The sequence below is a fragment of the Bradyrhizobium sp. BRP22 genome, assembly GCF_020194175.1.
GTDB lineage: Bacteria > Pseudomonadota > Alphaproteobacteria > Rhizobiales > Xanthobacteraceae > Bradyrhizobium.
Window position 1 is genome coordinate 1 of record NZ_JADYVX010000015.1, and the last position, 25,008, is coordinate 25,008.

Sequence of the window (25,008 nt, forward strand, 5' to 3'; positions counted from 1 at the left end):
GCAATGGACGCTGCGCACCCTCCCCCGCAAGCAAGCGGGAGAGGGAGCGCAGCGTCCATTGCGGATGCCATGCCCCCCCCCGGGAATTGGGGTTGGATGACACCTCGAAATTGGCTACTAGTTTGGCGCCGAGACGTTCGGACTTTCGGGGACGGAAATGACTTATTGCTGCGGAATCCTGGTGCGCGACGGGCTCGTCATGATCGCCGACACCCGCACCAATGCCGGTCTCGACAATGTCTCGACCTTCCGCAAATTGCACATCTTCTCCCAGCCGGGCGAGCGGATCATGGCGGTCGCCAGTGCCGGCAATCTCGCGATCAGCCAGTCGGTGCTGTCGACGCTGACGGAGGGCATGGAAGACCCTGAAACCGGGGACGTCGAGACGCTCCTGAACGCGCCGACCATGTTCCAGGCCGCGCAACGCATCGGCCGCGCCATTCGCGCGGTGCACGCGACCGAAGGCGAGGCATTGAAGTCGGAAGATGTCTCTTTCGACGTTTCATTCCTGTTCGGCGGCCAGATCAAGGGCTCCCGGATGCGGTTGTTCATGATCTACACCGCCGGCAACTTCATCGAATGCACCACCGACACGCCCTACCTGCAGATCGGCGAGCACAAATACGGCAAGCCGGTGCTCGACCGCGCCATGCATTACGACGTCGAGCTCTACGAGGCGCTGAAGACCGGGCTGATCTCGATGGATTCGACGATGCGCTCCAATCTCGGCGTCGGCCTGCCGATCGATGTGCTGGTGGTGCGCAACGATGCCTGCGAGGCCGATCTCAATCACCGGATCGAGGCGGGCGAACCGTATTTCCACGATCTTCGCTCGCGCTGGTCGGCGGCGCTCCGCGCGGCGCATCAGAACATCCCGAGACCGCCCTACAAGACCGAAACCGAAACCAAGAAGCAATAAGGACAAGGAAACAATGGCCGAGGCAGGAAAGAGAATAGCTGTGGTCACCGGCGCCGGCACCGGCGTCGGGCGCGCCGCATCGCTGGCGCTGATCAATGCCGGCTTCACCGTGGTGCTTGTCGGCCGCCGGCTGGAACTGCTGCAGGAGACGCAGAAGCTCGGCGGCGACGCCAGCAAGAGCCTTTGCGTCCAGGCCGACATGACCGATCCCGGCTCGATCGCGGCCCTGTTCGCCAAGGTGACGGACACCTATGGCCGGCTCGACCTGCTCTTCAACAATGCCGGCATGGGCGCGCCGCCGGTGAATTTCGAGGATTTGCCGCTGGCGCAATGGCAGGCGGTGGTGAACACCAACCTCACCGGCCCCTTCCTGTGCACCCAGCACGCGTTCCGCATCATGAAGGACCAGACCCCGCGCGGCGGGCGCATCATCAACAACGGCTCGATCTCGGCGCACGCGCCGCGGCCGTTCTCCGCCGCCTACACCGCGACCAAGCACGCGATCACCGGCCTCACCAAGGCGTCCAATCTCGACGGCCGCATGTACGACATCGCGGTCGGCCAGATCGACATCGGCAATGCCGCAACCCCGATGACTGATCGCATGGTCGACGGCGTGCTGCAGCCCGACGGCCGCAAGATGCCGGAGCCGCGGATGGATGCGAAGGCGGTCGGCGACGCTGTGGCCTACATGGCTGGCCTGCCGCTCGATGCCAACGTGCTGTTCATGACTGTCATGGCCAGCAAGATGCCGTTCGTGGGACGGGGCTAATTCTTCCCCGCGCACCGCTCCCAGACCCTCATGGTGAGGAGGCGCGCAGCGCCGTCTCGAACCATGAGGCCCTAATCTCGCCCGCGGCCCATCCTTCGAGACGCTTGCTGCCCAAGCTCCTCAGGATGGGGCGGTGAACGGGCTGGCTTTGCCAAACCCTCATGGTGAGGAGCCGCGCAGCGGCGTCTCGAACCATGAGGCCCCGATCTCGCCCGCAGCCCATCCTTCGAGACGCCGCGCAAGTGCGGCTCCTCAGGATGAGGTTGAGTGCGCGGAGATCGACAGATCCACAACAGAAGAAGTTCACCGCCCCGAACGAACCGGCATTGCACTTGCAGATCGTGCTGCCATAATCGTTCGGGAGTTTTGTGGAATGTTACAACTGCAATCGGCGTTCGGCGTGGTGGCGCTACTGGCGATCGCCTGGGCGTTCAGCGAGAAACACGGCGCCGTATCGATCCGGCAGGCGATCGTCGGACTTGCGGTTACCGTCGTCACGGCGCTGGTGCTGATCAAGGTGCCGCTGGTCGCCAGCGCGTTCGGCGCGATCAACGAGGCCGTCGGCGTCATCGCCGCCGCCTCGCGCGCCGGCACTTCCTTCGTGTTCGGCTATCTCGGCGGCGCGCCGCTGCCGTTCGATCTCAAGGCACCGGGCGCGGACTTCATCCTCGCCTTCCAGGCGCTGCCGATCGTGCTGGTCATGAGCGTGCTGACCACGCTGCTGTTCCATTGGCGCGTGCTGCCGCCGATCGTGCGCGGCATGGCCTGGCTGCTGGAGCGGACGCTCGGCGTCGGCGGCGCAGTCGGGCTCTCCACCGCCGCCAACATCTTCCTCGGCATGGTGGAAGCGCCGCTGTTCATCCGGCCCTATCTTGCCAAGCTCACCCGCGCCGAACTGTTCCTGGTGATGACGGGCGGCATGGCCGGAATCGCCGGCACCGTGCTGGTGCTCTACGCCACGCTGCTGGCGCCGCTGATCCCGGATGCAGCGGCGCATTTTGTCATCGCCTCCGTCCTCGGGGCGCCGGCGGCGATTCTGGTCAGCCTGATCATGGTGCCGGAGACATCAGAGCAGCGCACCGGCGGCCTGCTGGCCGATCCCGAGATGCACGCGTCCTCGACGATGGATGCCATCGTCAAGGGTACCGCGGCCGGGCTCGAACTGCTGCTCAACATCGTCGCGATGCTGCTCGTGCTGGTGGCCCTGGTCTATCTCGTCAATGCGATCCTGGGGATCCTGCCGGAGATCGGCGGCGCCAGGATCTCCTTGCAGCGGCTGCTTGGCTACGTCATGGCGCCGGTGTGCTGGCTGATGGGCCTGCCGTGGTCGCAGGCCCTCACTGCCGGCAGCCTGATGGGCACCAAGACCGTGCTGAACGAATTGATCGCCTATGTCGATCTGTCGAAACTTCCGGCCGACGCGCTCGATCCGCGTTCGCGCCTGATCATGCTCTACGCGATGTGCGGCTTCGCCAATTTCGCCAGCCTCGGCATCATGATCGGCGGCCTCAACACGATGGCGCCGACGCGGCGCGAGGAGATCAATGCACTCGGGCTGAAGTCGATCGTATCGGGCACGCTGACGACCTGCCTGATGGGCGCGATCGTGGGGGTGTTGACGTAGATCACCCCACCCGTCATTGCGAGCGTAGCGAAGCAATCCATTTCGCGGCTTGCGGAGACATGGATTGCTTCGTCGCTTTCGCTCCTCGCAATGACGGCGAACCACGCGCTACGCGCGCCCCGGAATGACAGCGAGGATTACGTCGTCAACTCCACCGTCTTGAACTCGGCCGGCAGGATGATCTCGAGCAGCTCGACGTCGTCGGAATAGTCGAGGATCATGTGCTTGATCTTCGGTGGCTGCGTCCAGGCGCTGCCCTGCTGCATCAGCGTCTCGCCCTGCCCTTCCATGTAGGTCTTCACCCAGCCCTTGAGCACATAGACCATCTGGAACTCAATGTCATGGTAATGCAGCTTCGAGACGTCCTCCGGATTGCACGGTCCGACCAGCCGGATCACATGCGCCTGCGCGAGGCCATGCGTGGCGTCGGCAATGCCGAGATCGCGATACTTGGCGTAGGCGCGCAAGCCGTCGGCCTTGAAATCTTCTTCGCGATGATGGCTGACAGCGATGCGCTGCTTCGGCCGCGCCTTGTGCGCCGCCTTGGACACGCGGCCCTTCGACTTGATCGCCTTGCGGGCAGTGGATTTGGCGGCGGTCTTGTGGCCCGTCCACTTCTTCCGGACTGCCAACTTGGCTGCCGGTCTTGATGCCGCCTTCTGCTTGGCCATGGCCTGCCTCCCTGTTGCAGACGCCCGCGACGCGGACGCGTCCGGGAAACGTTACCACTGTTCCACCCGCCGGCAATCGGTCTTGGCGTCTCAGTGCAACCGGAAGACGCCGTCGACGGCGCGCAGCTCCGCCGGCTTGATCAGCTTGGAATGCGCGACGGTCACCGAATGCAGCGGCCCCTCGAGCTTCTCCTGCCAGAACGCGAGGAAATCCTGCAGCGCCGGGAATTTCGGGAAGAGATCATAGTTCTGCCAGACATAGGTCTGCAGCAGCGAAGGGTGGTCCGGCATTCGGTAGAGGATCTGTGCCGTCGTCAGCCCGTAACCCAGCATCTGCTTCCGGAAATCGTCGGAAGCAACCCCACCAACCCGCGAGACCATATGCCAACCTCCTTTTGCGAAGGAGCGCATTCACGGGATGGCTTTCCTGCCGGAGCCACCCCGGCGGAGATGCGCTCACATGAGAGAAATGTGACGCATGCGATCAACGTATCACAAGCCTAAATGTTTAGTGGGCTGTTGAAAAATCGTGCGCTAGCAGCAACTTAGCGCACCTGCTAATACGGACCTCGCCGGCCGCCCCGAGCCAGATTAATGATGATAATCGATACCGGCAGGCGGCGATTTCGACTGCCAATTTTTCTGCTACAAGCCCTTGCCCCCAAGCAAAGTCTGGCCTATTTCCATCGCGGCTGGTCTGGCACTCGCTGGATCAGACTGCTAACACTCCAGAATTCTACAGCATCCAGAATAGCTTAGGAGGACTGCATGAGTTTCCGTCCGCTTCACGACCGCGTCGTGGTCAAGCGCATCGACGCCGAAGAGAAGACTGCAGGCGGCATCATCATCCCAGACACTGCCAAGGAAAAGCCCTCCCAGGGCGAAGTCGTCGCCGTCGGCCCCGGTGGCCGCGACGAGGCCGGCAAGCTGGTCCCGATCGACCTCAAGGTTGGCGATCGCGTGCTGTTCGGCAAGTGGTCGGGCACCGAGGTCAAGATCGACGGCCAGGAGCTCCTGATCATGAAGGAAAGCGACATCATGGGCGTCCTCGACGTCACCGCTTCCAAGAAGAAGGCCGCCTAAGGCTCTCCCTCCCGGATAAATCCCTCAAGGAAAAACTCACATGGCAGCTAAAGAAGTCAAATTCTCCGTCGAGGCGCGCGACAAGATGCTGCGCGGCGTCGACATCCTCGCCAATGCGGTGAAGGTCACCCTCGGCCCGAAGGGGCGCAATGTCGTGCTCGACAAGTCGTTCGGCGCTCCCCGCATCACCAAGGACGGCGTCACCGTCGCCAAGGAGATCGAGCTCGACGACAAGTTCGAGAACATGGGCGCGCAGATGGTGCGCGAAGTCGCCTCCAAGTCCGCTGACGCGGCCGGCGACGGTACCACCACCGCGACCGTGCTCGCCCAGGCGATCGTGAAGGAAGGCGCCAAGTCGGTCGCCGCCGGCATGAACCCGATGGACCTGAAGCGCGGCATCGACCTCGCGGTCGAGGCTGTGGTTGCGGACCTGCAGAAGAACTCCAAGAAGGTCACCTCCAACGACGAGATCGCCCAGGTTGGCACCATCTCCGCCAACGGCGACGCCGAGATCGGCAAGTTCCTCTCCGACGCCATGAAGAAGGTCGGCAACGAGGGCGTGATCACGGTCGAGGAAGCCAAGTCGCTGGAGACCGAGCTCGATGTCGTCGAGGGCATGCAGTTCGACCGCGGCTACATCTCGCCCTACTTCGTCACCAACGCCGACAAGATGCGCGTTGAGATGGACGACGCCTACATCCTGATCAACGAGAAGAAGCTCTCCTCGCTGAACGAGCTGCTGCCGCTGCTCGAGGCCGTGGTGCAGACCGGCAAGCCGCTCGTCATCGTCGCTGAAGATGTCGAAGGCGAAGCCCTCGCCACCCTGGTCGTCAACCGCCTGCGTGGCGGCCTGAAGGTCGCGGCCGTCAAGGCGCCCGGCTTCGGCGATCGCCGCAAGGCCATGCTGCAGGACATCGCGATCCTGACCGGCGGCCAGGCGATCTCGGAAGACCTCGGCATCAAGCTCGAGAACGTCACGCTGCAGATGCTCGGTCGCGCCAAGAAGGTGATGATCGACAAGGAGAACACCACGATCGTCAACGGCGCCGGCAAGAAGGCCGACATCGAGGCGCGCGTGGCGCAGATCAAGGCGCAGATCGAGGAGACCACCTCGGACTACGACCGTGAGAAGCTGCAGGAGCGTCTGGCCAAGCTCGCCGGCGGCGTCGCGGTGATCCGCGTCGGCGGCGCGACCGAGATCGAGGTGAAGGAGCGCAAGGATCGCGTTGATGACGCGATGCACGCGACCCGCGCGGCGGTCGAGGAAGGCATCGTTCCGGGCGGCGGCGTCGCCCTGCTCCGTGCTTCCGAGCAGCTCAAGGGCCTGCGCACCAAGAACGACGACCAGAAGACCGGCGTCGAGATCGTGCGCAAGGCGCTGTCGGCTCCCGCCCGCCAGATCGCGATCAACGCCGGTGAAGACGGTTCGGTGATCGTCGGCAAGATCCTCGAGAACAAGGCCTACGCTTACGGCTTCGACTCGCAGACCGGCGAATACACCGACCTGGTCAAGAAGGGCATCATCGACCCGACCAAGGTCGTGCGCACCGCGATCCAGAATGCGGCGTCGGTGGCGGCGCTCCTGATCACCACCGAAGCGATGGTCGCCGAGCTGCCGAAGAAGAACGCAGCCGGCCCCGCAATGCCCCCTGGCGGCGGCATGGGCGGCATGGACTTCTAAGGTCCGCGTCGCTTCAAGCGATCTACGAGATGCAAAACCCCGGCAGCAATGCCGGGGTTTTTGTTTTGGCATATAGTCATGGACACTCTTGTGGAAACTTACGGCGTGGCGCAGGCGTTGTTACGACACGCCAATGCTGGAGATGGGCATGGTCAAAAAACGCATCGGCATTCTCACCGGCGGCGGCGACGTCCCCGGCCTCAACGCGGTGATCAAGAGTGTGACTTATCGCGGCAGTGAGGACGACATCGAGGTCGCCGGTCTCCGCCGTGGTTGGGAGGCCCTCACGCACCTGAACCTCGACGACCCGGCCAGCAGGTCGCACTACATCATCCCGCTGAACCGTGAAAACACCCGCATTATCGACCGACGCGGCGGCACCGTGCTGCATTCGAGCCGTACCAATCCGTCCAAAATGAAAAAGCTGCCCGACCATCTGGTCGGCGGCGACTTTCCGGTCTCCCAGAGTACCAAGGGAGGCATCGCAACCAAGACGTGGGACCTCACCGGCCAGGTGCTGGCGAACCTCTCGGGGCTCGGCATCGAACACCTGATCGCGATCGGCGGCGACGACACGCTCAGTTACGCGGGCATGCTCAACGACCTCGGCGTCAAGATCATCGCCATTCCGAAGACGATGGACAATGATGTTCGCAACACCGAGTATTGTATCGGCTTCTCGACCGCCATCACCCGCGCCAGCGACGCCATCCAGCGGCAGCGCACAACGGTCGGCTCGCACGAGCGCATCGGCATTTTCCGCGTCTTTGGCCGCGATGCCGGATTCACGGCGCTCTTCACCGCATACGCCACCTCGATACGGTGCGTCATCCCGGAGTACAAGGTCGATCTCGACAAGCTGATCCGGTTGCTGGTCGAGGAGAAGCGCACCAACCCAAGCAATTACGCACTGGTCGTGCTCAGCGAGGGCGCCGCGTGGGAGGGCTACAAGGTGCAGGAATACGGCGAGCCTGACGCCTACGGTCACCGCAAGAAAGCCAGCGTGGCGGAATCGCTCGCTGACGAGATCAAGCGGCGCGTCGGCGAGGAAACCATCACCTCCGACCTCACTTACGATCTGCGTTCGGGCGATCCGGACTTCATGGACAAGCTCGTAGCCCTGACGTTCGGCAACATGGCTTACGATGCCATCCTGGAAAATAAGACCGGCCTCATGTCCGCGCTGGTGGAGGGCCGCTACGACCTCGTACCGATACCCGATGCCAAGCTCGGGCCACGCAAGCTGGACGTCGCCAGCACATACAACACCGAGCGTTATCGTCCCATCTACGCAAACAAGCGCGGGCTGCCGATCTTTCTCAACCGCGCGTCATAGCTGGCAAGTGGTGGCCCCATCGCCGGCATAGCCGTCTGCTGCGGTGCGTCGCAAGCGGCACGGGCTTTCCTTGGAACCTAACGCAACATCGGACGTTCTTTCCGCCCAATGAGCAGCGCCGTCGCCCCGGCGCAGCAAGCGCCGAGGCGGAGGCGCTGCGTTGCGCGGGGAGAAATGCTCATGAGACTCACCCTTTCGGTCATCAAGGCTGACATAGGCTCCGTCGGCGGGCATACCAAACCGTCTGCACGCATGATGGCGAAAGTCGAGGACGAGGTCGCAAAGGCGATCGACAAAGATCTCTTGATCGACGGTTTCGTCCGCCACACCGGCGACGACATTGCGATCATCATGTCGCATGTGCGGGGTGAAGGAAGCCCCGAGGTCCATCAATTCGCCTGGAAGACCTTTCTCGCCGCCACCGCGGTCGCGAAGACCTCCGGGCTTTACGGCGCCGGCCAGGATCTTCTCGTCGACGCACCTTCCGGAAACGTTCGCGGCGCCGGCCCGGCCGTCGCGGAGCTCAGTTTCGACCACAGCCTCTCGGGCGTAAGACCCGCGGAGTCCTTCATGGTGTTCGCCGCCGATAAATGCGGCCCCGGTGCTTACAACCTGCCGCTTTACCTCGCCTTTGCCGATCCCATGTATTGCGCCGGGCTGATGCTGCCCCCGATGATCAAGGGATTCCGTTTCCATGTGATCGACATGGACCACACGGCTGGCGACAGCATCATTGAACTCGACGCGCCCGCGGACGGCTATCATATCGCCGCGCTGCTCCGCGACAACGAGCGCTTTGGCATTGATCGCATCGTTTCTCGAACGCATGGCGAGGTCGCTGCGGCCGTCTCGGCGCAGCGTCTTCACTCGATCGCAGGCAAGTACACCGGCAAGGACGACCCGGTTGCGATCATCAGGAATCAAGGGATTTTCCCGGCCCCGGAAGAAATCGTCTCGCCTTTCGCCAAGGCGCACTTCGTAGGCGGCGATGCACGCGGCTCGCACGTGATGCCGTTGATGCCCGTGCCGCTTAACACAGCGGTGACGGGTATGTACTGCCTGCCGATTGTTTCTTGCGTCGGCTTCTCGATCGACAAGGCAGGTCGATTTTCCGAATCTTATACCGATTTCTTCGATAATCCGGCGTGGGACGAGGTCCGCCGGCAAGCCCAGCGCAAGGCTATCGAGATGCGCAGCCAAGGCTGGTCGGGCGCCGCGATGCTGCCCTACTCCGAGCTGGAGTATGGCGGCTTCCGCGACACCGTGTCCGCGCTGTTGGAGCGTTTCCGCCTACGCAAGGAGCGCAAGCCGGAGGCGGCCGAATAGAGAGTGCTGGACTATAAAGGTCGTGCTGCGATGGCAAGCGTCGCACGGCAAGCCATGCTCAAAGTGCGCATCGATCGAAAATCGAGTATTGTGGCGGGCAGCGGTCCGTGAGAGGCCGCGTGCTTTTGGGAGAACGCCATGATCCTTGCCTCACGCGCCACCGCATCAGCTCTGGCAGCCGTAATCCTTCTGGGTGCTGCCACATTCAACTCCGCTCGCGCCAAGCCGTTCATGATTGTCGGCCTCGATGAGAAGCTCCTATGGGACGCCGACGGCAAGCCAGTGCTGGCGGCGCCCGGCAAGGATCAAGTGCTGATCGTCGATCTCGGCGATCCCGAGAATCCAAAGACCGTGGCTTCCCTGCCATTGAAGAACTCGGTGGTCGGCCCGCCGGTCAATCTTGATATCGATCCGACCGGCACAGTGGCGCTGGTCGCGGATTCGGTCGATGTTGTGAAGGAAGGCGATACGCTGAAGCAGGTGCCGGACAACAAGATCCATGTGATCGATCTCAAGTCGACCCCGCCCAAGCTGGCGGCAACCATCACCGGCGGAAAGCAGCCATCAGGGCTCAGCTTCAGCCCCGACGGCAAGATGGCACTGGTTGCCAACCGCGGGGACAATTCGGTCAGCGTCCTTTCGGTCAACGGCACCGACGTCAAGATCACTGACACGGTATCGCTGCCGGACAGCGTCGCGCATGTCACGTTCACGCCCGACGGCAAACGCGCGCTGGCCGTGCGTTTTCCCGGCCATAAGGTATCGGTGCTCGACATCGCCGGCGAAAAGGTCAGTTACAACAAGGTGGATCTGCCGACCGGCCAATGGCCTTACAACGTCGCGGTGACGCCGAACAGCAAGATCGCGTTGACGTCGGACAATGGCGCCGCGGGCGCCTCGGACGGCAGCGTCGACACGGCCAGCGTCATCGATCTCGAAGCCAACCCGCCGCGCATCATCGATCGCGTCATTGTCGGCGATGGACCCGAGGGGCTTGCCATCAATCCAAAGGGGGATCTCGCTGTGTCGGTGATCCTGCGCGGCTCGAACATGAAGAATGCATTCTTCCATGAGAGGAACGGCAGCATTTCGGTCCTGAAGATCGACGGTAAGAAGGTGACCAGGATCGGCGATATCGAGGTCGGCGGGCTGCCGGAGGCAGCCATCTTCACGCCTGACGGAAAATATCTCCTGGTCGGCAACTACATCACTCAGGACTTCTCTATCCTGAAGGTCGATGGGACCAACGTCACCGACATCGGCAAGCGCTTCCAGGTGCCGGGGCATCCGGCATCGGCGAGAATTGGACCCAACTAGAGCATTTTCGGTTTTGATTGAATCAGAACCGAAGCTCTAGATTCTTGTTTTGACGCGTTTTCTTCACGCGAACCGGTCTCCACTTCGCTCGAAAACGCTCTAGGGGGCGCTTACCCTAAGCGATCCACAAGATGCAAAACCTCGGCAGCAATGTCGGGGTTTTTGTTTTTTGAGGATGCCACCCGTGACCTTATTTCGGCGGCTGCAGTTCGATCTCGTAGCGCGCGTAGATCCGCTTGAGCGTGCCGTCGGCCAGCAATGCCTCCAGCGCCGCGTCGATCCCTTCTCGCAGCTTGCCGTCCGGACTGACCATCCCGACAGCGACATTCCAGTTCAGGTCCGGCTCATCTTCGAAGGCCGGGATGCGGCGGACGCGTGCGTTGGGATGCGTTTGATTGAACCAGCCGATGGCGGCAGGCGTGACTGCCGCCGCATCGATCTCACCCCTGGCGAGCGCCTCCATGATGTCGTCCTCGAACGCGAATGGCGACGTCTTGACGCCGCGCTTGCCGAGCATCATGGACACGACCGAGCCGACCTGCACGCCGACCCGCTGCCCAGATCCCAACTCAGCGAGCGACGCTACGTTGGAGGCGGGCCTCACCGCCAGCGCAACTCCGCTGCGGTGATAGGGCCGCGACATGCGCAGGCCCACCTCTGCCAGCACCGCGCGGTCCGCGATCGCATCGAGGATGACGTCGCAGTCGGCGCGACGGTACTGAAAGCTGTTGATCACCCAGTGCTGCTCCAGCGTAACCTCGAGCCGTTTTGCCAGCTCCCTGGCGATCTCGACCTGGAACCCCGGCACGTCCCCACGCCTGCTGGCAAACGGCAGCGCGTTGGGGTGGGCGCACAACGTGAGCGCACCGCGCTGGCGGACCGCTTCAAGCGAACGCGCCGTCGCATCGGCGGCGCCGCACAAGGCCAGCAAACCGGTGATAACGACACCGCGCATCGCCGGCGTCATTCTTCGAGCGCCCGGATGTAGGCCACGATCGCCATGATCTGGCTCTCCGAAAAGGCGCCACCGAAGGCGGGCATGACGCCGGGCTTGCCCTTCCTGATCCGCTCCGCGAGAAAATTGTCGTCGCGGGTCGTGCCGGCGAGCTTCGGTCCCTTGCCGGCGGTGCGACCGCCGTTCTGATGGCAGAAGCCGCATGAGGTCGCGAACATGGTGCCGCCCTCGATGTCGCTCTCTTTGGCCGACTGGTCTTGACTCTGAGCCTGGCTCTGCTGCGCGCAGACGCCCAAGGGCCACAGGGACGGCAACAACAGCGCCATGCCGGTGGCGAGAATGATTGCTTTCGACATTCGCATCAGGATTGCAGCGGCGGGACGCGACAGCGCCCCACCGCCTCCCCGTTATTGTTGTTACTTCAGCGCAAAGACGACGAGCGCGCCGGCATCCTTCGGCATGCTCTTGTAGGGTTCGCCGAACAGCGCCGGGAATTCATCGGCCACCATGCCACCCCATCCGGCCGGCACTGCGATGTACTGCTTGCCGCCGGCGGTGTAGCTCATGATGCCGCCATTGTGGCCGACGCCATTATAATGCGACCACAGTTCCGACCCGGTCTCGGCATTGTAGGCGTGCAACACGCCGCGCGAGTCCGGCACGAACACCAGATTGCCGCCGGTGGCGAGCACGCTTGCGAGCGGCGGCTCGCTGAAGGTGACCTCCCATTTCTTGTCGCCGGTGACGGGGTCGCGGGCGCTGAGATGGCCGCGCGCGGGACCGTCCGGCGGCGGGACGAGCTTGAAGTTGGCGCCGATGTTGAGCTGCGCCATCGGCTCGGTGATCGGCGTGGTCTTCACCACTTCGATCTCCTGGCACCATTCCTGTCCGATCTTGTACCACAGGCCGGTCTTCGGGCTGTAGGAGCCCGCGTTCCAGCTGATGCCGCCGGCGATCGCCGGGCAGAGCGGCGAGCTCGCTTGGCCGAGCTGCAGATCGCGCCGACCGATCAATTCACCGGTCTTCGGATCGATATCCTTCACGAAGTTGATGTTCTTGGCGAGCCGCCACACGTTCTGCACCTTCGCATTGGCGCGATCATAGACGAAGACGAACCCGCCCTTGTTCGGATGCACGACGAGCTTGCGGCCGTCGCGGTCGATCATCAGGAATTCACCGACCGCCGAATCGAAGTCCCAGGCATCGTGCGGCAGTTCCTGGTGATAGAACTTCAGCTTTCCGTTATCGGGATCGAGTGCGATGACGGACGTGGTGTAGAGGTTGGTGCCCGGTCGCGGCCCGCTCTTCTGCCAATCCGCGCCAGCCCAGTCGTAGAGCGGTGCGGGATTGGCCGTCCCCCACCAGATGGTGTTACTCTCCGGATCGTAGCCGCCCGGCATCCAGGCGCCGCCGCCGCCGGTGCGCCAGGACTCGTTGCCCCAGGTCGCCTTGGCATCCTCGGTGCCGGCGACGGTGAGGAATTCCCATTTCTTCTGGCCGGTCTTGATATCGACCCCGAACAGCGGCCCGCGCGAGGTCCACTCGCCGCCCTGGCTGCCGATGATGACGGTGTCCTTCACCACCAGCGGCGCGCCGGTGAAGCCGACGGTGAGCTTCTTGGAATCGACCAGCCGCGTGTCCCACTCTGGCTTGCCGGTCTTCATATCGAGCGCGATGAGACGACCGTCGACGGTGCCGACGAAAACCTTGCCATCGCCGAGCGCGACGCCGCGATTATACGGCGAGTGCGTTTGCATCGACACCAGTTCTTCGTCGAGCTCCGGGAAATATGACCAGATCAACTTTCCGGTCGCGCCGTCGAGCGCGTAGACGCGACTGTAGGAGCCCGAATAGTACAGCACGCCATCGGCCGCGAGCGGCATCGCCTGCAGCCCGCGCGTCGATCGCCCGGGCAAATGGATCCAGGCGACCTGAAGGTTCTTGACGTTGTCCGCGTTGATCTGATCGAGCGCGCTGTAGTGATACGACTTGTAGCCGCCGTGGTAGGTCAGCCAGTCGTTTGGGTTTTGCTCGGCCGCATGCAGGCGCGAAGCATCGATCGCCGATGCGGGTGGTGCAACAGCCATGGCGCCCAGCGCGAGTGCGGCACAGCAAGTAAGGTACTTGATACCGATTGCCATTGGATTTCCTCCCCGTTCGTTTTGATTTTCATTTTGATGTCATGTCACCGGAATTGCATTCCCGCCTGCTTCTTGCAGCGGTTCCGTCCTCCCTCTTGCTATTGCCGATTTGTCTTGTTGCCGATTTGTCGCGGCGGCGCGTGCATAGCTCTCCTTTTCGGCGGAGAATGTCGAAGCGCACTCGTAGATGGAAATCAGCCTAGAATTCCCTCTCGAACTGTCAAGCTTCAACGCGACATCTCGGCGCGGCCTGTTGTGTTCCCCTCCGGGCGGTATTCAGGAGCGAACGCGTCACCGCGGTCTCCTCCTGCTGGCGGATCAGGTTCGCCTTCGCGACCCGCTCCGCCTCCACCACCTTGTTGACGAGCTCGCGGATCTCGCCGGGCAGGATCACGTCCTTCACGCCGAGTTCCGTCACCTCGACACCGGACTCCGCGACCCGGTCGCGGACGTAGTCTCGAAGCTCCGCATCGAGCACCGCCTTCGCCGCCAGCACCTCGACACGAGGATCGGACGCAACGTCGATGCGCTCGACATCGACTGCGGTTGCGACCTTCCGGTAGACGCGCAGCCGTCCCGGTTTCACAAGCGATATGCGGTTGACAGGCTGGTCTGGTTCGAAATTTACGATGACCCGACTGCGGCCATCACACGCGAGAAAGAATTGAAGAAGTGGCGAAGGGACTGGAAGGTTCGGCTCGTCGAGGAAAAGAATCCGAGTGGATTGACGGCGCCTCGCGTCACTGCACCTTCGCCACCACTGCGAGTCGCCGAATCCCCTTATTCCGGTACGCGTCCAGGAACGCGTAGTAGTTCTTGAAGGAGACGCAGCCGTTGGAATCGCCGTTGGGTCCGAGCATGTAGGTGTGGGCGAGCAGGCCGGAGCGGCCGTAGATCTTGTCCTCGCCGCCGATCGGCGTCAGGCGCAGGGCGGGCACGCCATGAAACAGCGCTTCGCGCGGCTTGAGCTCGTAGATGTGCGGCGGCGTCACGCCCTGCATGCGCACATGGGCGTAGCGGACGTCGTCGATCTTGGAGCCGAGCCCGGAATGCGCCTCGAGCCTGGTGCCGTCGGGCAGATACACCGTCCTGGTAGCGATATCGTAGACCGCGGTCTGGCGGTCATAGGGCGGCGAGCCGCCGTTCATCGGGTTCTGACTCAGCGTCGAGGGAATGCTGGCGGTGACGTTGGCGTCGGCAGAGGCGAACGACAGCAGCGAGCCTGAGGACTCGCGCTTGCCCCACAGCTTTTCGACGATCGACTGCTTCTCGCCTGACGCGATCGACATCACCGCCGCCTTGGCGCGCGCCGCCATGTCGCGGACGGACCCGCCGGACGATTTTGCCGCGGGCTTGGTATCGACGGGCGCGCTCGGCGTGTTGAGCGCGACCTGCAGCGAGGCCGCGGCTTCCTTCTTCGCCGCTTCAACTCCCTTCGGCGCAGCACCCGTCTTGGCTTCGGCGAGCTTCGCTGCGGCGGCCGGCTTCGACGCGTCCGCGATCTTCGGCGCTTCCGCCTGCGGCGCGGGCTCGGCAGCCCGTGATGCGACGCCTTCCGGTGAGGCGGCCGCAAACCTTTCGTTAAACATAATCGATGCCGAAGAGGGTTCGGGCTTCGACAATGCCGGCGGCGGTGGCGGCAGCGACGCAAACACGTCGTTGAAGGCTGGCGTCGCCCGCGTAGCCACGACCTCCCGCTTCACCATGGGCGCCTCATAGGCGGCGTTGTCCATCGAGGGATAGACGTTCGCCGCGAAGATGTTGGTGTAGACGGTCCAGGCGCAGCCAAGCACGAGCCCCGCAACCGCAGCGCTGCCGAAGAAATAGTGAGGGAGGACTTTCCGGGAAGATTTCTTGCGGGAGGTCGCCGCAAAGCCAAACGCACCGGTACTCGTACTCATTCGCCTTGCGTCCAGAACAGTTCCACTACTTCCCCTCTTTGAGGTTGCGACAATCTCCGGCGCAGCATCTCGCAGAGGCGCGGAGCATCATTAAGGCGACTTTTAGTTAAATGCCGATTAACTGGACCCCAGCCGTGGAGAGCCCGGAAGTGCCTGTCATCTAAGGCATTTTTGAGATCGCTCGCGGGCAGAATGAGAACTGGGGACCTCGAATTTTGTCTCGCGGCAGACTTTTTTCCGGCCCCGGACACCTGTTCGGTCGATGTTCTCTCCGGGCAAATACGGGGCGTGCCGCAACGAGTGGCGCGCGGCTGTGCCGGCCTAATAGGCCGCGACCACTTCCCTTCTGATCGAGGTCTTGAAGTCCTCGTTGTCGGAATAGTCGAGCACCTTCACGGTCGCGCCGTTTCCGAGTTGCATGTCGCAGAAGGTCGCACGTGGCGGGCCATATCGGTGGACCAGGTTGCTCTCTGCAAGGCCAAAACCGGCGATCGCGTAACGCGGCGTGGCCGATCGTATCCACCTCAGGTTCGACTGATTGCTGAATACTCCGTCCAAATACGGTACCAGCCCGAAGCGGCCATGCGAGAGCATCCTCACTGGACGCGCCATCCAATAGTCGGAGATGTACAGCCATCCCTGTGGAAGCCGCTGCTGCTCCATGCAGGCAGCAAACCCGGCAAAGACATTCTCGGCAGGCAGCTTGCCACGCGAGCCGGCCATCCCGACCACGAATTGGCCGGACAGGAGAAGACCGGACGCCAGAACGACCGCCGGGACCAGCGCAGACCGCCGATCGATCGACAGGATGATCGGGCCGGAAACGATAGCGAGGTAGACCGCAGGCGCCCAATGACGGCTGGATGCAATACTGACGTAGATGCCGAGGATCAGATCGAGCGCGATGACAGCCGGCGTGGAAATAACGACGGTGAGAGCAAGTAACGTGGACATGTTGATGCCGCGCGAGAACAGCAGATGCCGCAGGGATAGTCCGAACGAGGCCAGCGTGAGAAGCAGAAGCGCTGCGGATACCTTGCTGGTGGCCGTATAGGTTGCGAGGTCCGTAACGAACACCCTGATCGATTGAAAGCTCGAGTGCGGCATCGCTGCAAACGCAGCGGCGAGATACTCACGGTCTTGCGGGAAGGGATTGAGAATACTGAATATCCGTCCAAAGATGACCGCCAGCAGGATCGCTGTCGCGGCTGCTAGGACGTGACGTCGTTTCTCCGGACGGCGCCGCCAGAGCAACAGCAGCCAAATCGCCAGCGGCGGGAGCGTAATGGCACCAACGAGGCTGTCAGAGATCAGGCCGAGGAACAGAGATACGAACACTCCGGCAATTCCGACCGAAGACGGGCCATCGACACGAACGAGCAGTCCGGCAAAACAAATAGCGGCAATTGCGGGGATCAATGCACCAGTGTGGAAACCGATCAGGCCGAAATGCACGGCGATAAAGTCGCGGTCGAGTTCCCCGGTATAAGTGAGCAGATAGATGAAGCCGGCGAAAATGGTCGCTGCTCGCGCATCGGCACGACACCCTTTCGCGAGGGCGAAGACGAGCGGTAGCAATACCACTGGAAAGAGAGCTTGAAAGAGTACCGATATCTTTGTGGCACCGGCGCCCAAATATGCGAGCAGCCGCGCGATGAGGATATCCGGAAAGATGTAGGTAACCTGGCTGAGCCGCCAGTCAAACAACCTGCCGCCGCCGTTGAGATCGCGCGCGATGTCTTCGACGAACAACACGTCCGAGTTATTGGACATCAGCGGCCACGTTGGCATAAGATCGGCGACGACATAGATGCACTGCGCCACGGCGGCCAGCACCAAGCCCGCGAACGTAGTGATCAGGACGCGATGCTGGTTCAGCGTGTCCTTAAGGCGTGAACGCTGGGCTGTATCGGCCTCGCAGTCACGGGCACGAGACAGAGTTTCGCGGCCATGGGATCGGCCGATTCCGACGGAAGCAGCATTCTCGACGCGGGTCATCTCGATCAATCGAGCCTGGTTGAACCGTCTTGATCAACTGCGCAGCCGCCGTTTTGTGCTTCGGCGCGACGTGCTGCGTCGCGACAAATTTCATCGCAATATGGCCGCGGTTGCGGCAATGATGGCATTCACACGGACACAACTAAAGCGATTTCTACCAAGATTACACAACTTATCGCACAAGTGTGGACATCCGTCATCGCCTGGCGCCAACCACGCGTGGCTGGCTGGATGCTTCGGATCCCCGACTACTTGCAAGCCGCTGCCGCAGTTCCGGTGGCGGTGACTGATCGAAGACGTCGCCCTTCGGAGAGCGATGGAGACATCAGGCGCGATGGCCTGATGTCTCCGTCGTTTCGTGTCACCTGAAGCAAGTCAATCCTTGAACGGATCGAACTCGTTCTCGCCGGCCATGGCGACCGCAAACGGTCGCAGCGTGTGCCGCACCTTGACCGAACCGGCATGCTCGGCGAGCACCTCCGGCAGCCGCCGATAGGCCATCGGACTCTCGTCAAGGTCGGCGCCGATCAAGGTCACGCCGCGCGACTTCAGCCACGCGTCCATCTCGGTGCGCGTGAACCGTCGCTTGGCTTCCTTACGGCCAAACAGCCGGCCCGCGCCATGCACCGTCGAATAGAGCGAAGTCTTGGCCTCCTCACTGTCGACGCCTTCGACGATGACGGCATCATCACCCATCGAACCACCGATGAAGCCACGCTGACCCGGAAACGCCGGCGTCGCGCCCTTGCGGACGACCCACAGATCCCTGCCGCCATGGTTCTCGCGCCAAGCGTAGTTGTGATGGTTGTGGACCATGTCAGTGACCTCGCCGCCGATGATCTTGCGCACGCGCTCGATCACCCACTCACGACCGGCATAGGAATAGCGCCCGGCGAGTTGCATAGCCGCGATGTAGCGCCGTCCGATCTCGCTGTCCTCATCGATCACGGCCGGTGGCACGTTCATGCCGTCCTTGCCACCGGCCGCCTTGAGGTAGCGGGTCGCGCTGGTATGCCCGAGGCCACGGCTGCCGAAGTGCACGCCGATCCAGACAAAGCCCTGCTCGTCGCGCATGAGGTCGACATAATGGTTGCCGGAGCCGACGGTGCCGAGTTGCGACACCGCCTTCTGCCGGTACGCGCCCATGTCGGACTCGCGCCACGCGTCGGCAGCGCGTGCACGCAATGGGTGTGAGCACGGCCCGCCGCCAAGCGCCCGCTCAGTAGCTCAGCTTCGGATACCAGTCCGTGCCGCGGCCTTCGGGCGTGGTGTCGAGGATGGTCCAGAGCGGATCGATGTCGGGCGCGCCGCGCGGGTCCTGGCCGGGGTCGGCCATCTTCGGTCCCATCTCGCCTGACCAGAAATGACGGATGGTGCCGTCGCGCCGCGTGAAGACATTGTAGCCGGGCGCATCGGCATCGGCCGCGCTGACATAGTCACGTGTGTAGTCGCCGGACATGTCGGAGAAAATCTTGTGCTGTGTCCAGCCGCGCGCGTTCTTCGCCGCGACGAGGCGCTCGATCGGCGAGCGCGCCACGAACACGAAGGCGATGCGCTGCTCGACATCGGGCAGCTTGGATTCCCAGGTGCCCATGAACGAGGTGCACATCGGGCACGGCTTCTCGCGCTGCGGCCCGAACATGTAGCTGTAGATCACGAGCGTCTGCTTGTTGCCGAACAGGTCGGGAAAGCTGACCTTGCCGCTGTCGCCGATGAACTCGTATGCCTTCGTCACCTCGCCGCCCGGCGGCAACGCCCGGCGCAGTTCGGCGATGCGCTCGATCTGGCGGCGCAACTCGATCTCCTCGACAAGCAGCGCCTGGCGCGCGCGACGATATTCCGCGCTCTCATTGAGATGGCGCGCGGTGTTGGTGGCAGCAAGCTCGGCGGCGGGTTTCAGGATGGAACTGGTCATGACGGAACCTCGCTGGTTGGCGATCTCCGTAGAAGACGTTCCAGAAGGCGCGGAAACGACATGCTTGCTGAAAAATTCTGCTCGTCGTCACCCGCGAAGGCGGGTGACCCAGTATTCCGCAGCGGTGATTGGAGCCGAGGCGCCGTTGCGTACTGGATACCCCGCATGCACGGGTATGACGGCATCGCTGTCTTCGTGTGCTACTGCAGTTCCGGCGGCGGTGACCGATCGAAGATGTCGCCCTTCGGTCTCTCCAGGAGATAGAGCGCATAGGTCTCGATCACGAGCGGACCGCGCTTGCGCTGGACCTCGGCGATCCGTTCGACATGGCCGAACATCTCCTTCAAAAACGGCGGATCGTCGGGCCTGAATTCATGGACATAGAGCAGCTTTCCGGTCAGCTCCGCCGCGCTCGGCTCTGGCATGTTGACCCAGCGAATGCGCTGGGTCGGCTGCGCGACGCAGGTGCCTTTCGGCAGATAGAAGACGAGCCAACTCGTGGTGCCGTAATCCGGTGCCAGCACGCAGGTCGCGCCGACACGCGCACGCGCGGCCTCGATTTCCGCCGCCGTCTCGCGCCAGCCGACGCCGACGCTGCGCACGGTGGCATCGCGCCGATAAAGCGAGAGCAGGCCGGTATTCGCCTGCACGATCAGCAGCACGAACATCACGATCCCGGTCGGCGCCGCCCAGCGCCGGCAGAAATCGGCAAGCCGCTGCCAGCGTCCCTCCCACGGCACCATCGTCGCCGCCACTGCGGCCGCGAGCATGAACGGCGGGTAGACCGGCGCGAACCAGTTGGCCTCAACGCGCGCATGCAGCGAGTGCCAGACGAAATAGACCACGATGATCCAGAACAGGAGATTGACGAGCAGGCGCGAGGCGAAGGCGCCGGTGCGCCGAAACGCCAGCGCATGCAGCCCCATCGCGCCGAGGATGAAGACCAGCGGCGTCGCGAACACGATCTGGGTGGGGATCAATTCACCGATGAAGGCCGGCCTGAAGTCCTCGATGCGCGCCCGCCCCATCTGCTTGATGAAGGAAACCCACTGGTGATCCGCGTTCCAGAGGATGACAGGGGCAAACATCAACAGCGCGACCAGGCCGCCGAGATAGAGCCAGGGCGACAACAACCAGCGCCGCAGCTTGGGCACCGCGGCAAGCCAGATCAGGATCGCCGGCCCGAAGAACAGCGCGGTGTATTTTGACAAGAGCGCCGCACCGGCGGCGCCGCCGACCGCAAGCCACCAGGCGCCCTGCCCGGTCTGAAGCACCTTGGCGAGCGCGAACAGCAAGAGGCTTGCCGAGACCAAGAGCGGCGCATCCGGCGTCACGATCATGGTGCCGACCGCGGCCAGCAAGGTGGCGTTGAGCAGGATCACCGCGCTCGCCGCCACACGCGCGCCGCCGAACAGGATCTCGGCGGAACGATAGACCGCCCAGCTCATCGGCAATCCCAGCAGGATCGAGACCAGCCGCACGCCGAGCTCGGTGTCGCCGGCGATCAGCGTGCCGGCGCGGATCACCAGCGCAACCATCGGCGGATGGTCGTAATAGCCGCCAGCGAGACTCTTCGACCACATCCAGTAATAGGCTTCGTCGAAGGTGATCGGCGTGAAGGCGCCGGCGAGCAGCCGCAGCAGGACGAGCATAACGACCGTCACGGCGGTCGTGCGGACGAGACTCGCCTCGTTCGGAGTCATGACGCGATCATCGCTTGCGCCAGACGAACAGTCCGGACATCGCGTAGTTCCAGACCACGCCCATCAGCGCGCCGGCCGCGCCGGCAAGCCACCAGATCGGCTCCTGGTCGTAGACCGAGAAGGCGACGCCGACATTGGCAAGCAGGCCGACGCTGCAGACGAGATAGAACAGCAACAGCCCACGCAGGATCGCGAAGCCCTTCAGCCGCTGGTCGCGATAGGTCAGGAAGTTGTTCAGGATGAAGTTGCTGGTCATCGCGACGATCGCGCCGGTCGCCTGCGCCTCCGCGAACGGCGCCCCGAAGACTTCCAGCGTGACGAACAGCGCGGCGAGATGCACGAGCAGGCCGAGAGAGCCGACCAAGCCGAACAGCACGAAGCGGAGCGAGATGACGTCATGCGTCAGCTTCGCGAGCACCAGGCCGAGGAAATCCAGCGCGACCATGGAATCGAGCTTGCTCTCGCCGTGCTGCCGCGAGCCGAAGGTGTAGGGAATCTCCACCGTGCGCAGCTTGCCTTGCGCGGTGGCGACGACGTCGAGCAGGATCTTGAAGCCTTGCGTGGAGAGGTCTGGCGCCAGCTCCTCGAAGCGGTCGCGGCGGATCGCGAAGAAGCCGCTCATGGGATCGGCGATATCGATCCGCAGCAGGCGGCGTGCGATCTCGGTGGCGAAGGCGCTGGCGCCAGCGCGCTGATTGTTGAACCCTTCGGCCCGGTAACCCTCGATATAGCGGCTGCCGAGCACGAGATCGGCCTGCCCGCTCCGCAGCAATTCGACCATCTTCGGCAGTTGCGTCTCGTCATGCTGCAAGTCGGCGTCGATCACCGCCGCATAGGGGGCGCTGGAGGCGAGGATGCCCTCGATGCAGGCGCCGGAAAGTCCGCGCCGCCCGACCCTGCGGATGCAGCGCACGCGGGAATCCCGCCGCGCCAGGCCGCGCACCACCTCCCAGGTTCCGTCAGGGGAATTGTCGTCGACGAAGACGACCTCCCAGGGGATGCCGGCGAGCGTCGTCTCCAGCCGCCGGTACAGGACGGTGACGTTGTCGCGCTCGTTGAAGGTGGGGACGACAACCGAAAGGAGTGGCAAACCAACGGCCTGCGACGGGATTTCGGGGCCCGGTTTGATGGCGTCATTCATGGCGGCCAAGCGTATATCCGCGCCGCCAAGCTGCGGGAAGCCCTAAACGCCGGCTGAAATGCGGGAAAACAGGCCTGAAGGGGTCCAAAAATGCCAACGACCACGAACAACAGGCGCGCGTACATCCGGCGCTGCCTTGCTATTGCGTGGTCGTCCCAGCGCCAGAGCCCTTTCAGGCTGCGACGGCGCCGTTGTTAGCTAGATAGGAACCGTTGTGCGCTTCCGCAAGGGGGCTGCTCACGCTAGTTCGGAACCTCCCGAATCACCGGTCCCCTCGGCGTCGGCTCAGCAGGTGCCGGTTGCGCCGCAGCCGCTGGCTGCTGCGTTGCGGCCGGCTTTGCCGGCTTGCCCAACTGACCGATCGGCCCGTACACGACCGCCGCCCCCAGCACGATGGCCGCGACGATGGCGCCCAAAATGCCCCCGACCGATTGAGACTTCATACCCGATTGTCCCCGCACCTGGAGCGCGACCTGCCGGATCGCGCCATGACGGTTCCTGATATCATGAAAGACGCCAGCCCAGGAATAGGCCCGACTACTTCGCCGCCGCCTTGCGCCGGACGAACGCGGTGACGATGTCCTTCTGCGCAAGCTCGATGGCGCGGTTGGCGGTGGAAAGATGCGCGCTCGCGTCCTCGTTCGGGAATTGCTGGGTGAGGAAGCCGATCAGCGAGGCCCGGAAGTTCTGCCGCTCCGAGGGACATGCGCTCGCCATCAGCGACGCGAACTCCTGGTCCGACATGGTCTTGTTGCTGTCGCGGGGATATTCGCGGGCGAGGCAATTCCAGTAGGCGTCGCGGCCGATTACGGCGAGCTTGTGCGCATCGTCGAGATCGTCATCGGCGATCGCGGCGGAGGATACGAAACAAAGCAGGGCCGCGATCATCATGCGCATGGTTGTTCTCCTTTTCTCGCCATCCTAGCGTGGATGCTCCGGATCGATAAGCGCGGAAGGCTTGCCGCCGGCGAACTGGCCAATCACGATTTATTTGACTACTCTCGGGTGATCCCTCCTTACGATGAGTTCTCTTCGTGGCCAAAGCTCCCAAGAAAACTGCAGGAAGCATCTACATCGGCATCGGCGGCTGGACCTTCGAGCCGTGGCGCGGTGTGTTCTATCCAGAGAAGCTCGCGCAATCGAAGGAGCTGTCCTATGCCGCATCGAAGCTGACCTCGATCGAGATCAACGGCACCTATTACGGCTCGCAGAAGCCGGAGAGCTTCCGCAAATGGGCGAGCGAAGTCCCGGACGGATTCGTGTTCTCCGTGAAGGGCCCGCGCTTTGCGACCAACCGCCGGGTGCTGGCGGAGGCCGGCGATTCCATCAAGCGGTTCTACGACTCCGGCGTGCTGGAACTGGGCGACCGGCTCGGGCCGGTGCTCTGGCAATTCGCGCCGACCAAGAAATTTGACGGCGCCGATTTCGGCAAGTTCCTCGAGCTCTTGCCGCGCAAGCTCGACGGCCGCGCGTTGCGTCATGTGGTGGAAGTGCGGCACGACAGTTTCTGCGTCCCCGAATTCGTCGCGCTGCTGCGCGAATTCGAGACCCCGGTCGTGTTCGCCGAGCACGGCAAATATCCGGCGATCGCAGATGTCGTCGGCGATTTCGTTTACGCGCGGCTGCAGAAGGGCAACGACGAGATCAAGACTTGTTACCCGCCGAAGCAGCTCGACGCCTGGGCCAAGCGGTTCGAGGAATGGGCTTCAGGCGGCGACCCCGATGACCTGACGCATGTCGACAAGACCAAGCCGAAGAAAATGCCGCGCGACGTGTTCGCTTATGTGATCCACGAGGGCAAGGTGCGCGCGCCGGCCGGCGCGATGGAATTGATCGAACGCGTGAAGTGACCGGGGCGCCAGATGGCCAAAGCCAGGAAACTGTTCACGATCGGCTATGAGCAGACACCGCCCAAGGCGGTGCTCGACGAGCTCGAGCAGGCGGGCGTGAAGCTTCTGGTCGATGTCCGGGCGGTGACGTCGTCGCGCCGGCCGGGCTTTTCCAAGAAGCAGCTTGCGGCAGGGCTCGACGAACGCGGCATCGCCTATGTCCATCTCGCGGCGCTCGGCACCCCGAAGGAGGGACGCCTTGCCGCGCGCAGCGGCCAATACGGGGCGCTTCGTACCATCTATACGAAACACCTGAAGACGCCGCAGGCGAAGGAAGAACTCGACGAATTGTCGTCGCTCGTGAAGAAGGCGGGACCAGTCTGCCTGTTGTGCTACGAGCGCGACCACACGCATTGTCACCGCCAGATGATCGCCGAGATCATCGAGGACCGCGACGGCGTGAAAGTGGAGAATCTGGCGCCGCCGCAGGTGTAGGCCGCCTCCCCCGTCATGGCCGGGCTTGTCCCGGCCATCCACGTCTCTCCTCTCGCGACCAAGAACGTGGATGCCCGGGTCAAGCCCGGGCATGACGGCAGAGCAAGGAGTAGCCGTCATTCCGGGGCGCGTAGCGCGAGCCCGGAATCCATCAGGCCACGGACGCAGGTGGAGAAATGGATTCCGGGCCTGCGCCTTCGG

Annotated in this window: 23 protein-coding genes and 1 pseudogene; 10 read left to right on the forward strand and 14 right to left on the reverse strand. The window is 63.2% G+C overall.

Annotation, left to right across the window (positions count from 1 at the left end; all coding sequences use genetic code 11):
* Positions 1-157: 157 nt before the first annotated feature.
* The 3 genes from I6F35_RS19480 (at position 158) to I6F35_RS19490 (ending at position 3,315) form a co-directional block, all read left to right on the forward strand.
* The gene (locus I6F35_RS19480) at positions 158-919 is read left to right on the forward strand and encodes a proteasome-type protease (protein WP_225119292.1); all 762 of its coding nucleotides are present in this window, start codon (positions 158-160) and stop codon (positions 917-919) included.
* Positions 920-932: 13 nt separating this feature from the next.
* Positions 933-1,691 carry an SDR family oxidoreductase gene (locus I6F35_RS19485; protein WP_225119293.1) on the forward strand — a complete coding sequence of 253 codons (759 nt, stop codon included), beginning with the start codon at positions 933-935 and terminating at the stop codon, positions 1,689-1,691.
* Positions 1,692-2,064: 373 nt separating this feature from the next.
* The gene (locus I6F35_RS19490; RefSeq protein ID WP_225119294.1) at positions 2,065-3,315 is read left to right on the forward strand and encodes a nucleoside transporter C-terminal domain-containing protein; all 1,251 of its coding nucleotides are present in this window, start codon (positions 2,065-2,067) and stop codon (positions 3,313-3,315) included.
* A gap of 137 nt (positions 3,316-3,452) precedes the next feature.
* Here I6F35_RS19490 and I6F35_RS19495 read toward each other — a convergent pair whose 3' ends face one another.
* Together I6F35_RS19495 and I6F35_RS19500 are read right to left on the reverse strand one after the other, a co-directional pair.
* Positions 3,453-3,986 carry a cupin domain-containing protein gene (locus I6F35_RS19495; protein WP_225119295.1) on the reverse strand — a complete coding sequence of 178 codons (534 nt, stop codon included), beginning with the start codon at positions 3,984-3,986 and terminating at the stop codon, positions 3,453-3,455.
* 90 nt (positions 3,987-4,076) lie between these two features.
* Positions 4,077-4,367: an usg protein gene (locus tag I6F35_RS19500; RefSeq protein ID WP_225119296.1), complete on the reverse strand. Its 291-nt coding sequence runs from the start codon at positions 4,365-4,367 to the stop codon at positions 4,077-4,079.
* A 387-nt stretch (positions 4,368-4,754) separates the two neighbouring features.
* Between I6F35_RS19500 and groES the strand changes: the two genes are divergently transcribed.
* From groES to I6F35_RS19525, 5 genes are all read left to right on the forward strand, one after another.
* Positions 4,755-5,069: a co-chaperone GroES gene (groES, locus tag I6F35_RS19505; protein WP_225119297.1), complete on the forward strand. Its 315-nt coding sequence runs from the start codon at positions 4,755-4,757 to the stop codon at positions 5,067-5,069.
* Between the two features lie 40 nt (positions 5,070-5,109).
* On the forward strand, positions 5,110-6,750 hold the full coding sequence (gene groL / locus I6F35_RS19510) for a chaperonin GroEL (RefSeq protein ID WP_225119298.1): 1,641 nt from the start codon (positions 5,110-5,112) through the stop codon (positions 6,748-6,750).
* Between the two features lie 148 nt (positions 6,751-6,898).
* On the forward strand, positions 6,899-8,086 hold the full coding sequence (locus tag I6F35_RS19515; RefSeq protein WP_225119299.1) for a 6-phosphofructokinase: 1,188 nt from the start codon (positions 6,899-6,901) through the stop codon (positions 8,084-8,086).
* Between the two features lie 180 nt (positions 8,087-8,266).
* Entirely contained in the window at positions 8,267-9,412 is a 1,146-nt protein-coding gene (locus I6F35_RS19520) for a fructose 1,6-bisphosphatase (RefSeq protein WP_225119300.1), read from the forward strand.
* A 138-nt stretch (positions 9,413-9,550) separates the two neighbouring features.
* Positions 9,551-10,729 (forward strand): beta-propeller fold lactonase family protein, encoded by a 1,179-nt coding sequence (locus I6F35_RS19525; protein WP_225119301.1) that lies wholly within the window; start codon positions 9,551-9,553, stop codon positions 10,727-10,729.
* A 190-nt stretch (positions 10,730-10,919) separates the two neighbouring features.
* On the opposite strand, the gene I6F35_RS19530 is transcribed toward I6F35_RS19525, so the two are convergent.
* The 12 genes and pseudogenes from I6F35_RS19530 to I6F35_RS19585 form a co-directional block, all read right to left on the reverse strand.
* Positions 10,920-11,696, reverse strand: coding sequence for a transporter substrate-binding domain-containing protein (locus I6F35_RS19530; protein ID WP_225119302.1), 777 nt, complete (start codon positions 11,694-11,696; stop codon positions 10,920-10,922).
* A complete protein-coding gene (locus I6F35_RS19535) occupies positions 11,693-12,040 on the reverse strand; it encodes a cytochrome c (protein ID WP_225119303.1) in 348 nt (115 codons plus the stop codon). The genes I6F35_RS19530 and I6F35_RS19535 overlap by 4 nt, the downstream gene beginning before the upstream one ends.
* Before the next feature lie 60 nt (positions 12,041-12,100).
* On the reverse strand, positions 12,101-13,771 hold the full coding sequence (locus I6F35_RS19540; protein WP_225119432.1) for a PQQ-binding-like beta-propeller repeat protein: 1,671 nt from the start codon (positions 13,769-13,771) through the stop codon (positions 12,101-12,103).
* A 319-nt stretch (positions 13,772-14,090) separates the two neighbouring features.
* Positions 14,091-14,324 (reverse strand): annotated as a pseudogene (locus tag I6F35_RS19545) (SPFH domain-containing protein); the annotation flags it as partial.
* A 241-nt stretch (positions 14,325-14,565) separates the two neighbouring features.
* Complete coding sequence (locus tag I6F35_RS19550) at positions 14,566-15,726, reverse strand: DUF2778 domain-containing protein (RefSeq protein WP_225119304.1); 1,161 nt, start codon at positions 15,724-15,726, stop codon at positions 14,566-14,568.
* A gap of 321 nt (positions 15,727-16,047) precedes the next feature.
* A complete protein-coding gene (locus tag I6F35_RS19555) occupies positions 16,048-17,733 on the reverse strand; it encodes a hypothetical protein (RefSeq protein ID WP_225119305.1) in 1,686 nt (561 codons plus the stop codon).
* 366 nt (positions 17,734-18,099) lie between these two features.
* A complete protein-coding gene (locus tag I6F35_RS19560) occupies positions 18,100-18,870 on the reverse strand; it encodes an RtcB family protein (RefSeq protein WP_225119306.1) in 771 nt (256 codons plus the stop codon).
* A gap of 73 nt (positions 18,871-18,943) precedes the next feature.
* Positions 18,944-19,639 carry a DUF899 family protein gene (locus tag I6F35_RS19565; protein WP_225119307.1) on the reverse strand — a complete coding sequence of 232 codons (696 nt, stop codon included), beginning with the start codon at positions 19,637-19,639 and terminating at the stop codon, positions 18,944-18,946.
* 200 nt (positions 19,640-19,839) lie between these two features.
* A complete protein-coding gene (locus I6F35_RS19570; RefSeq protein WP_225119308.1) occupies positions 19,840-21,342 on the reverse strand; it encodes a glycosyltransferase family 39 protein in 1,503 nt (500 codons plus the stop codon).
* Positions 21,343-21,349: 7 nt separating this feature from the next.
* Positions 21,350-22,483 (reverse strand): glycosyltransferase family 2 protein, encoded by a 1,134-nt coding sequence (locus I6F35_RS19575; protein WP_225119433.1) that lies wholly within the window; start codon positions 22,481-22,483, stop codon positions 21,350-21,352.
* A gap of 242 nt (positions 22,484-22,725) precedes the next feature.
* A complete protein-coding gene (locus I6F35_RS19580; RefSeq protein WP_225119309.1) occupies positions 22,726-22,926 on the reverse strand; it encodes a hypothetical protein in 201 nt (66 codons plus the stop codon).
* A 94-nt stretch (positions 22,927-23,020) separates the two neighbouring features.
* Positions 23,021-23,380, reverse strand: coding sequence for a hypothetical protein (locus I6F35_RS19585; RefSeq protein WP_225119310.1), 360 nt, complete (start codon positions 23,378-23,380; stop codon positions 23,021-23,023).
* A 137-nt stretch (positions 23,381-23,517) separates the two neighbouring features.
* On the opposite strand from I6F35_RS19585, the gene I6F35_RS19590 reads away from it, so the two are divergent.
* Together I6F35_RS19590 and I6F35_RS19595 are read left to right on the forward strand one after the other, a co-directional pair.
* A complete protein-coding gene (locus I6F35_RS19590; RefSeq protein ID WP_225119311.1) occupies positions 23,518-24,333 on the forward strand; it encodes a DUF72 domain-containing protein in 816 nt (271 codons plus the stop codon).
* A gap of 12 nt (positions 24,334-24,345) precedes the next feature.
* The gene (locus I6F35_RS19595; protein WP_225119312.1) at positions 24,346-24,807 is read left to right on the forward strand and encodes a DUF488 domain-containing protein; all 462 of its coding nucleotides are present in this window, start codon (positions 24,346-24,348) and stop codon (positions 24,805-24,807) included.
* The last annotated feature ends 201 nt before the right edge of the window (positions 24,808-25,008 follow it).

What these genes read in the sequence shown, in the direction of transcription:
- I6F35_RS19540 (WP_225119432.1), bottom strand. Translation starts at nt 13,771, where the DNA reads ATGGCTGTTGCACCACCCGCATCGGCGATCGATGCTTCGCGCCTGCAT.
- I6F35_RS19580 (WP_225119309.1), bottom strand. Translation starts at nt 22,926, where the DNA reads ATGAAGTCTCAATCGGTCGGGGGCATTTTGGGCGCCATCGTCGCGGCC.
- I6F35_RS19565 (WP_225119307.1), bottom strand. Translation starts at nt 19,639, where the DNA reads ATGACCAGTTCCATCCTGAAACCCGCCGCCGAGCTTGCTGCCACCAAC.
- groES (WP_225119297.1), top strand. Translation starts at nt 4,755, where the DNA reads ATGAGTTTCCGTCCGCTTCACGACCGCGTCGTGGTCAAGCGCATCGAC.
- I6F35_RS19535 (WP_225119303.1), bottom strand. Translation starts at nt 12,040, where the DNA reads ATGTCGAAAGCAATCATTCTCGCCACCGGCATGGCGCTGTTGTTGCCG.
- I6F35_RS19560 (WP_225119306.1), bottom strand. Translation starts at nt 18,870, where the DNA reads ATGGGCGCGTACCGGCAGAAGGCGGTGTCGCAACTCGGCACCGTCGGC.
- I6F35_RS19500 (WP_225119296.1), bottom strand. Translation starts at nt 4,367, where the DNA reads ATGGTCTCGCGGGTTGGTGGGGTTGCTTCCGACGATTTCCGGAAGCAG.
- I6F35_RS19520 (WP_225119300.1), top strand. Translation starts at nt 8,267, where the DNA reads ATGAGACTCACCCTTTCGGTCATCAAGGCTGACATAGGCTCCGTCGGC.
- I6F35_RS19585 (WP_225119310.1), bottom strand. Translation starts at nt 23,380, where the DNA reads ATGCGCATGATGATCGCGGCCCTGCTTTGTTTCGTATCCTCCGCCGCG.
- groL (WP_225119298.1), top strand. Translation starts at nt 5,110, where the DNA reads ATGGCAGCTAAAGAAGTCAAATTCTCCGTCGAGGCGCGCGACAAGATG.
- I6F35_RS19515 (WP_225119299.1), top strand. Translation starts at nt 6,899, where the DNA reads ATGGTCAAAAAACGCATCGGCATTCTCACCGGCGGCGGCGACGTCCCC.
- I6F35_RS19480 (WP_225119292.1), top strand. Translation starts at nt 158, where the DNA reads ATGACTTATTGCTGCGGAATCCTGGTGCGCGACGGGCTCGTCATGATC.
- I6F35_RS19595 (WP_225119312.1), top strand. Translation starts at nt 24,346, where the DNA reads ATGGCCAAAGCCAGGAAACTGTTCACGATCGGCTATGAGCAGACACCG.
- I6F35_RS19530 (WP_225119302.1), bottom strand. Translation starts at nt 11,696, where the DNA reads ATGACGCCGGCGATGCGCGGTGTCGTTATCACCGGTTTGCTGGCCTTG.
- I6F35_RS19485 (WP_225119293.1), top strand. Translation starts at nt 933, where the DNA reads ATGGCCGAGGCAGGAAAGAGAATAGCTGTGGTCACCGGCGCCGGCACC.
- I6F35_RS19525 (WP_225119301.1), top strand. Translation starts at nt 9,551, where the DNA reads ATGATCCTTGCCTCACGCGCCACCGCATCAGCTCTGGCAGCCGTAATC.
- I6F35_RS19490 (WP_225119294.1), top strand. Translation starts at nt 2,065, where the DNA reads ATGTTACAACTGCAATCGGCGTTCGGCGTGGTGGCGCTACTGGCGATC.
- I6F35_RS19570 (WP_225119308.1), bottom strand. Translation starts at nt 21,342, where the DNA reads ATGACTCCGAACGAGGCGAGTCTCGTCCGCACGACCGCCGTGACGGTC.
- I6F35_RS19575 (WP_225119433.1), bottom strand. Translation starts at nt 22,483, where the DNA reads ATGAATGACGCCATCAAACCGGGCCCCGAAATCCCGTCGCAGGCCGTT.
- I6F35_RS19495 (WP_225119295.1), bottom strand. Translation starts at nt 3,986, where the DNA reads ATGGCCAAGCAGAAGGCGGCATCAAGACCGGCAGCCAAGTTGGCAGTC.
- I6F35_RS19550 (WP_225119304.1), bottom strand. Translation starts at nt 15,726, where the DNA reads ATGAGTACGAGTACCGGTGCGTTTGGCTTTGCGGCGACCTCCCGCAAG.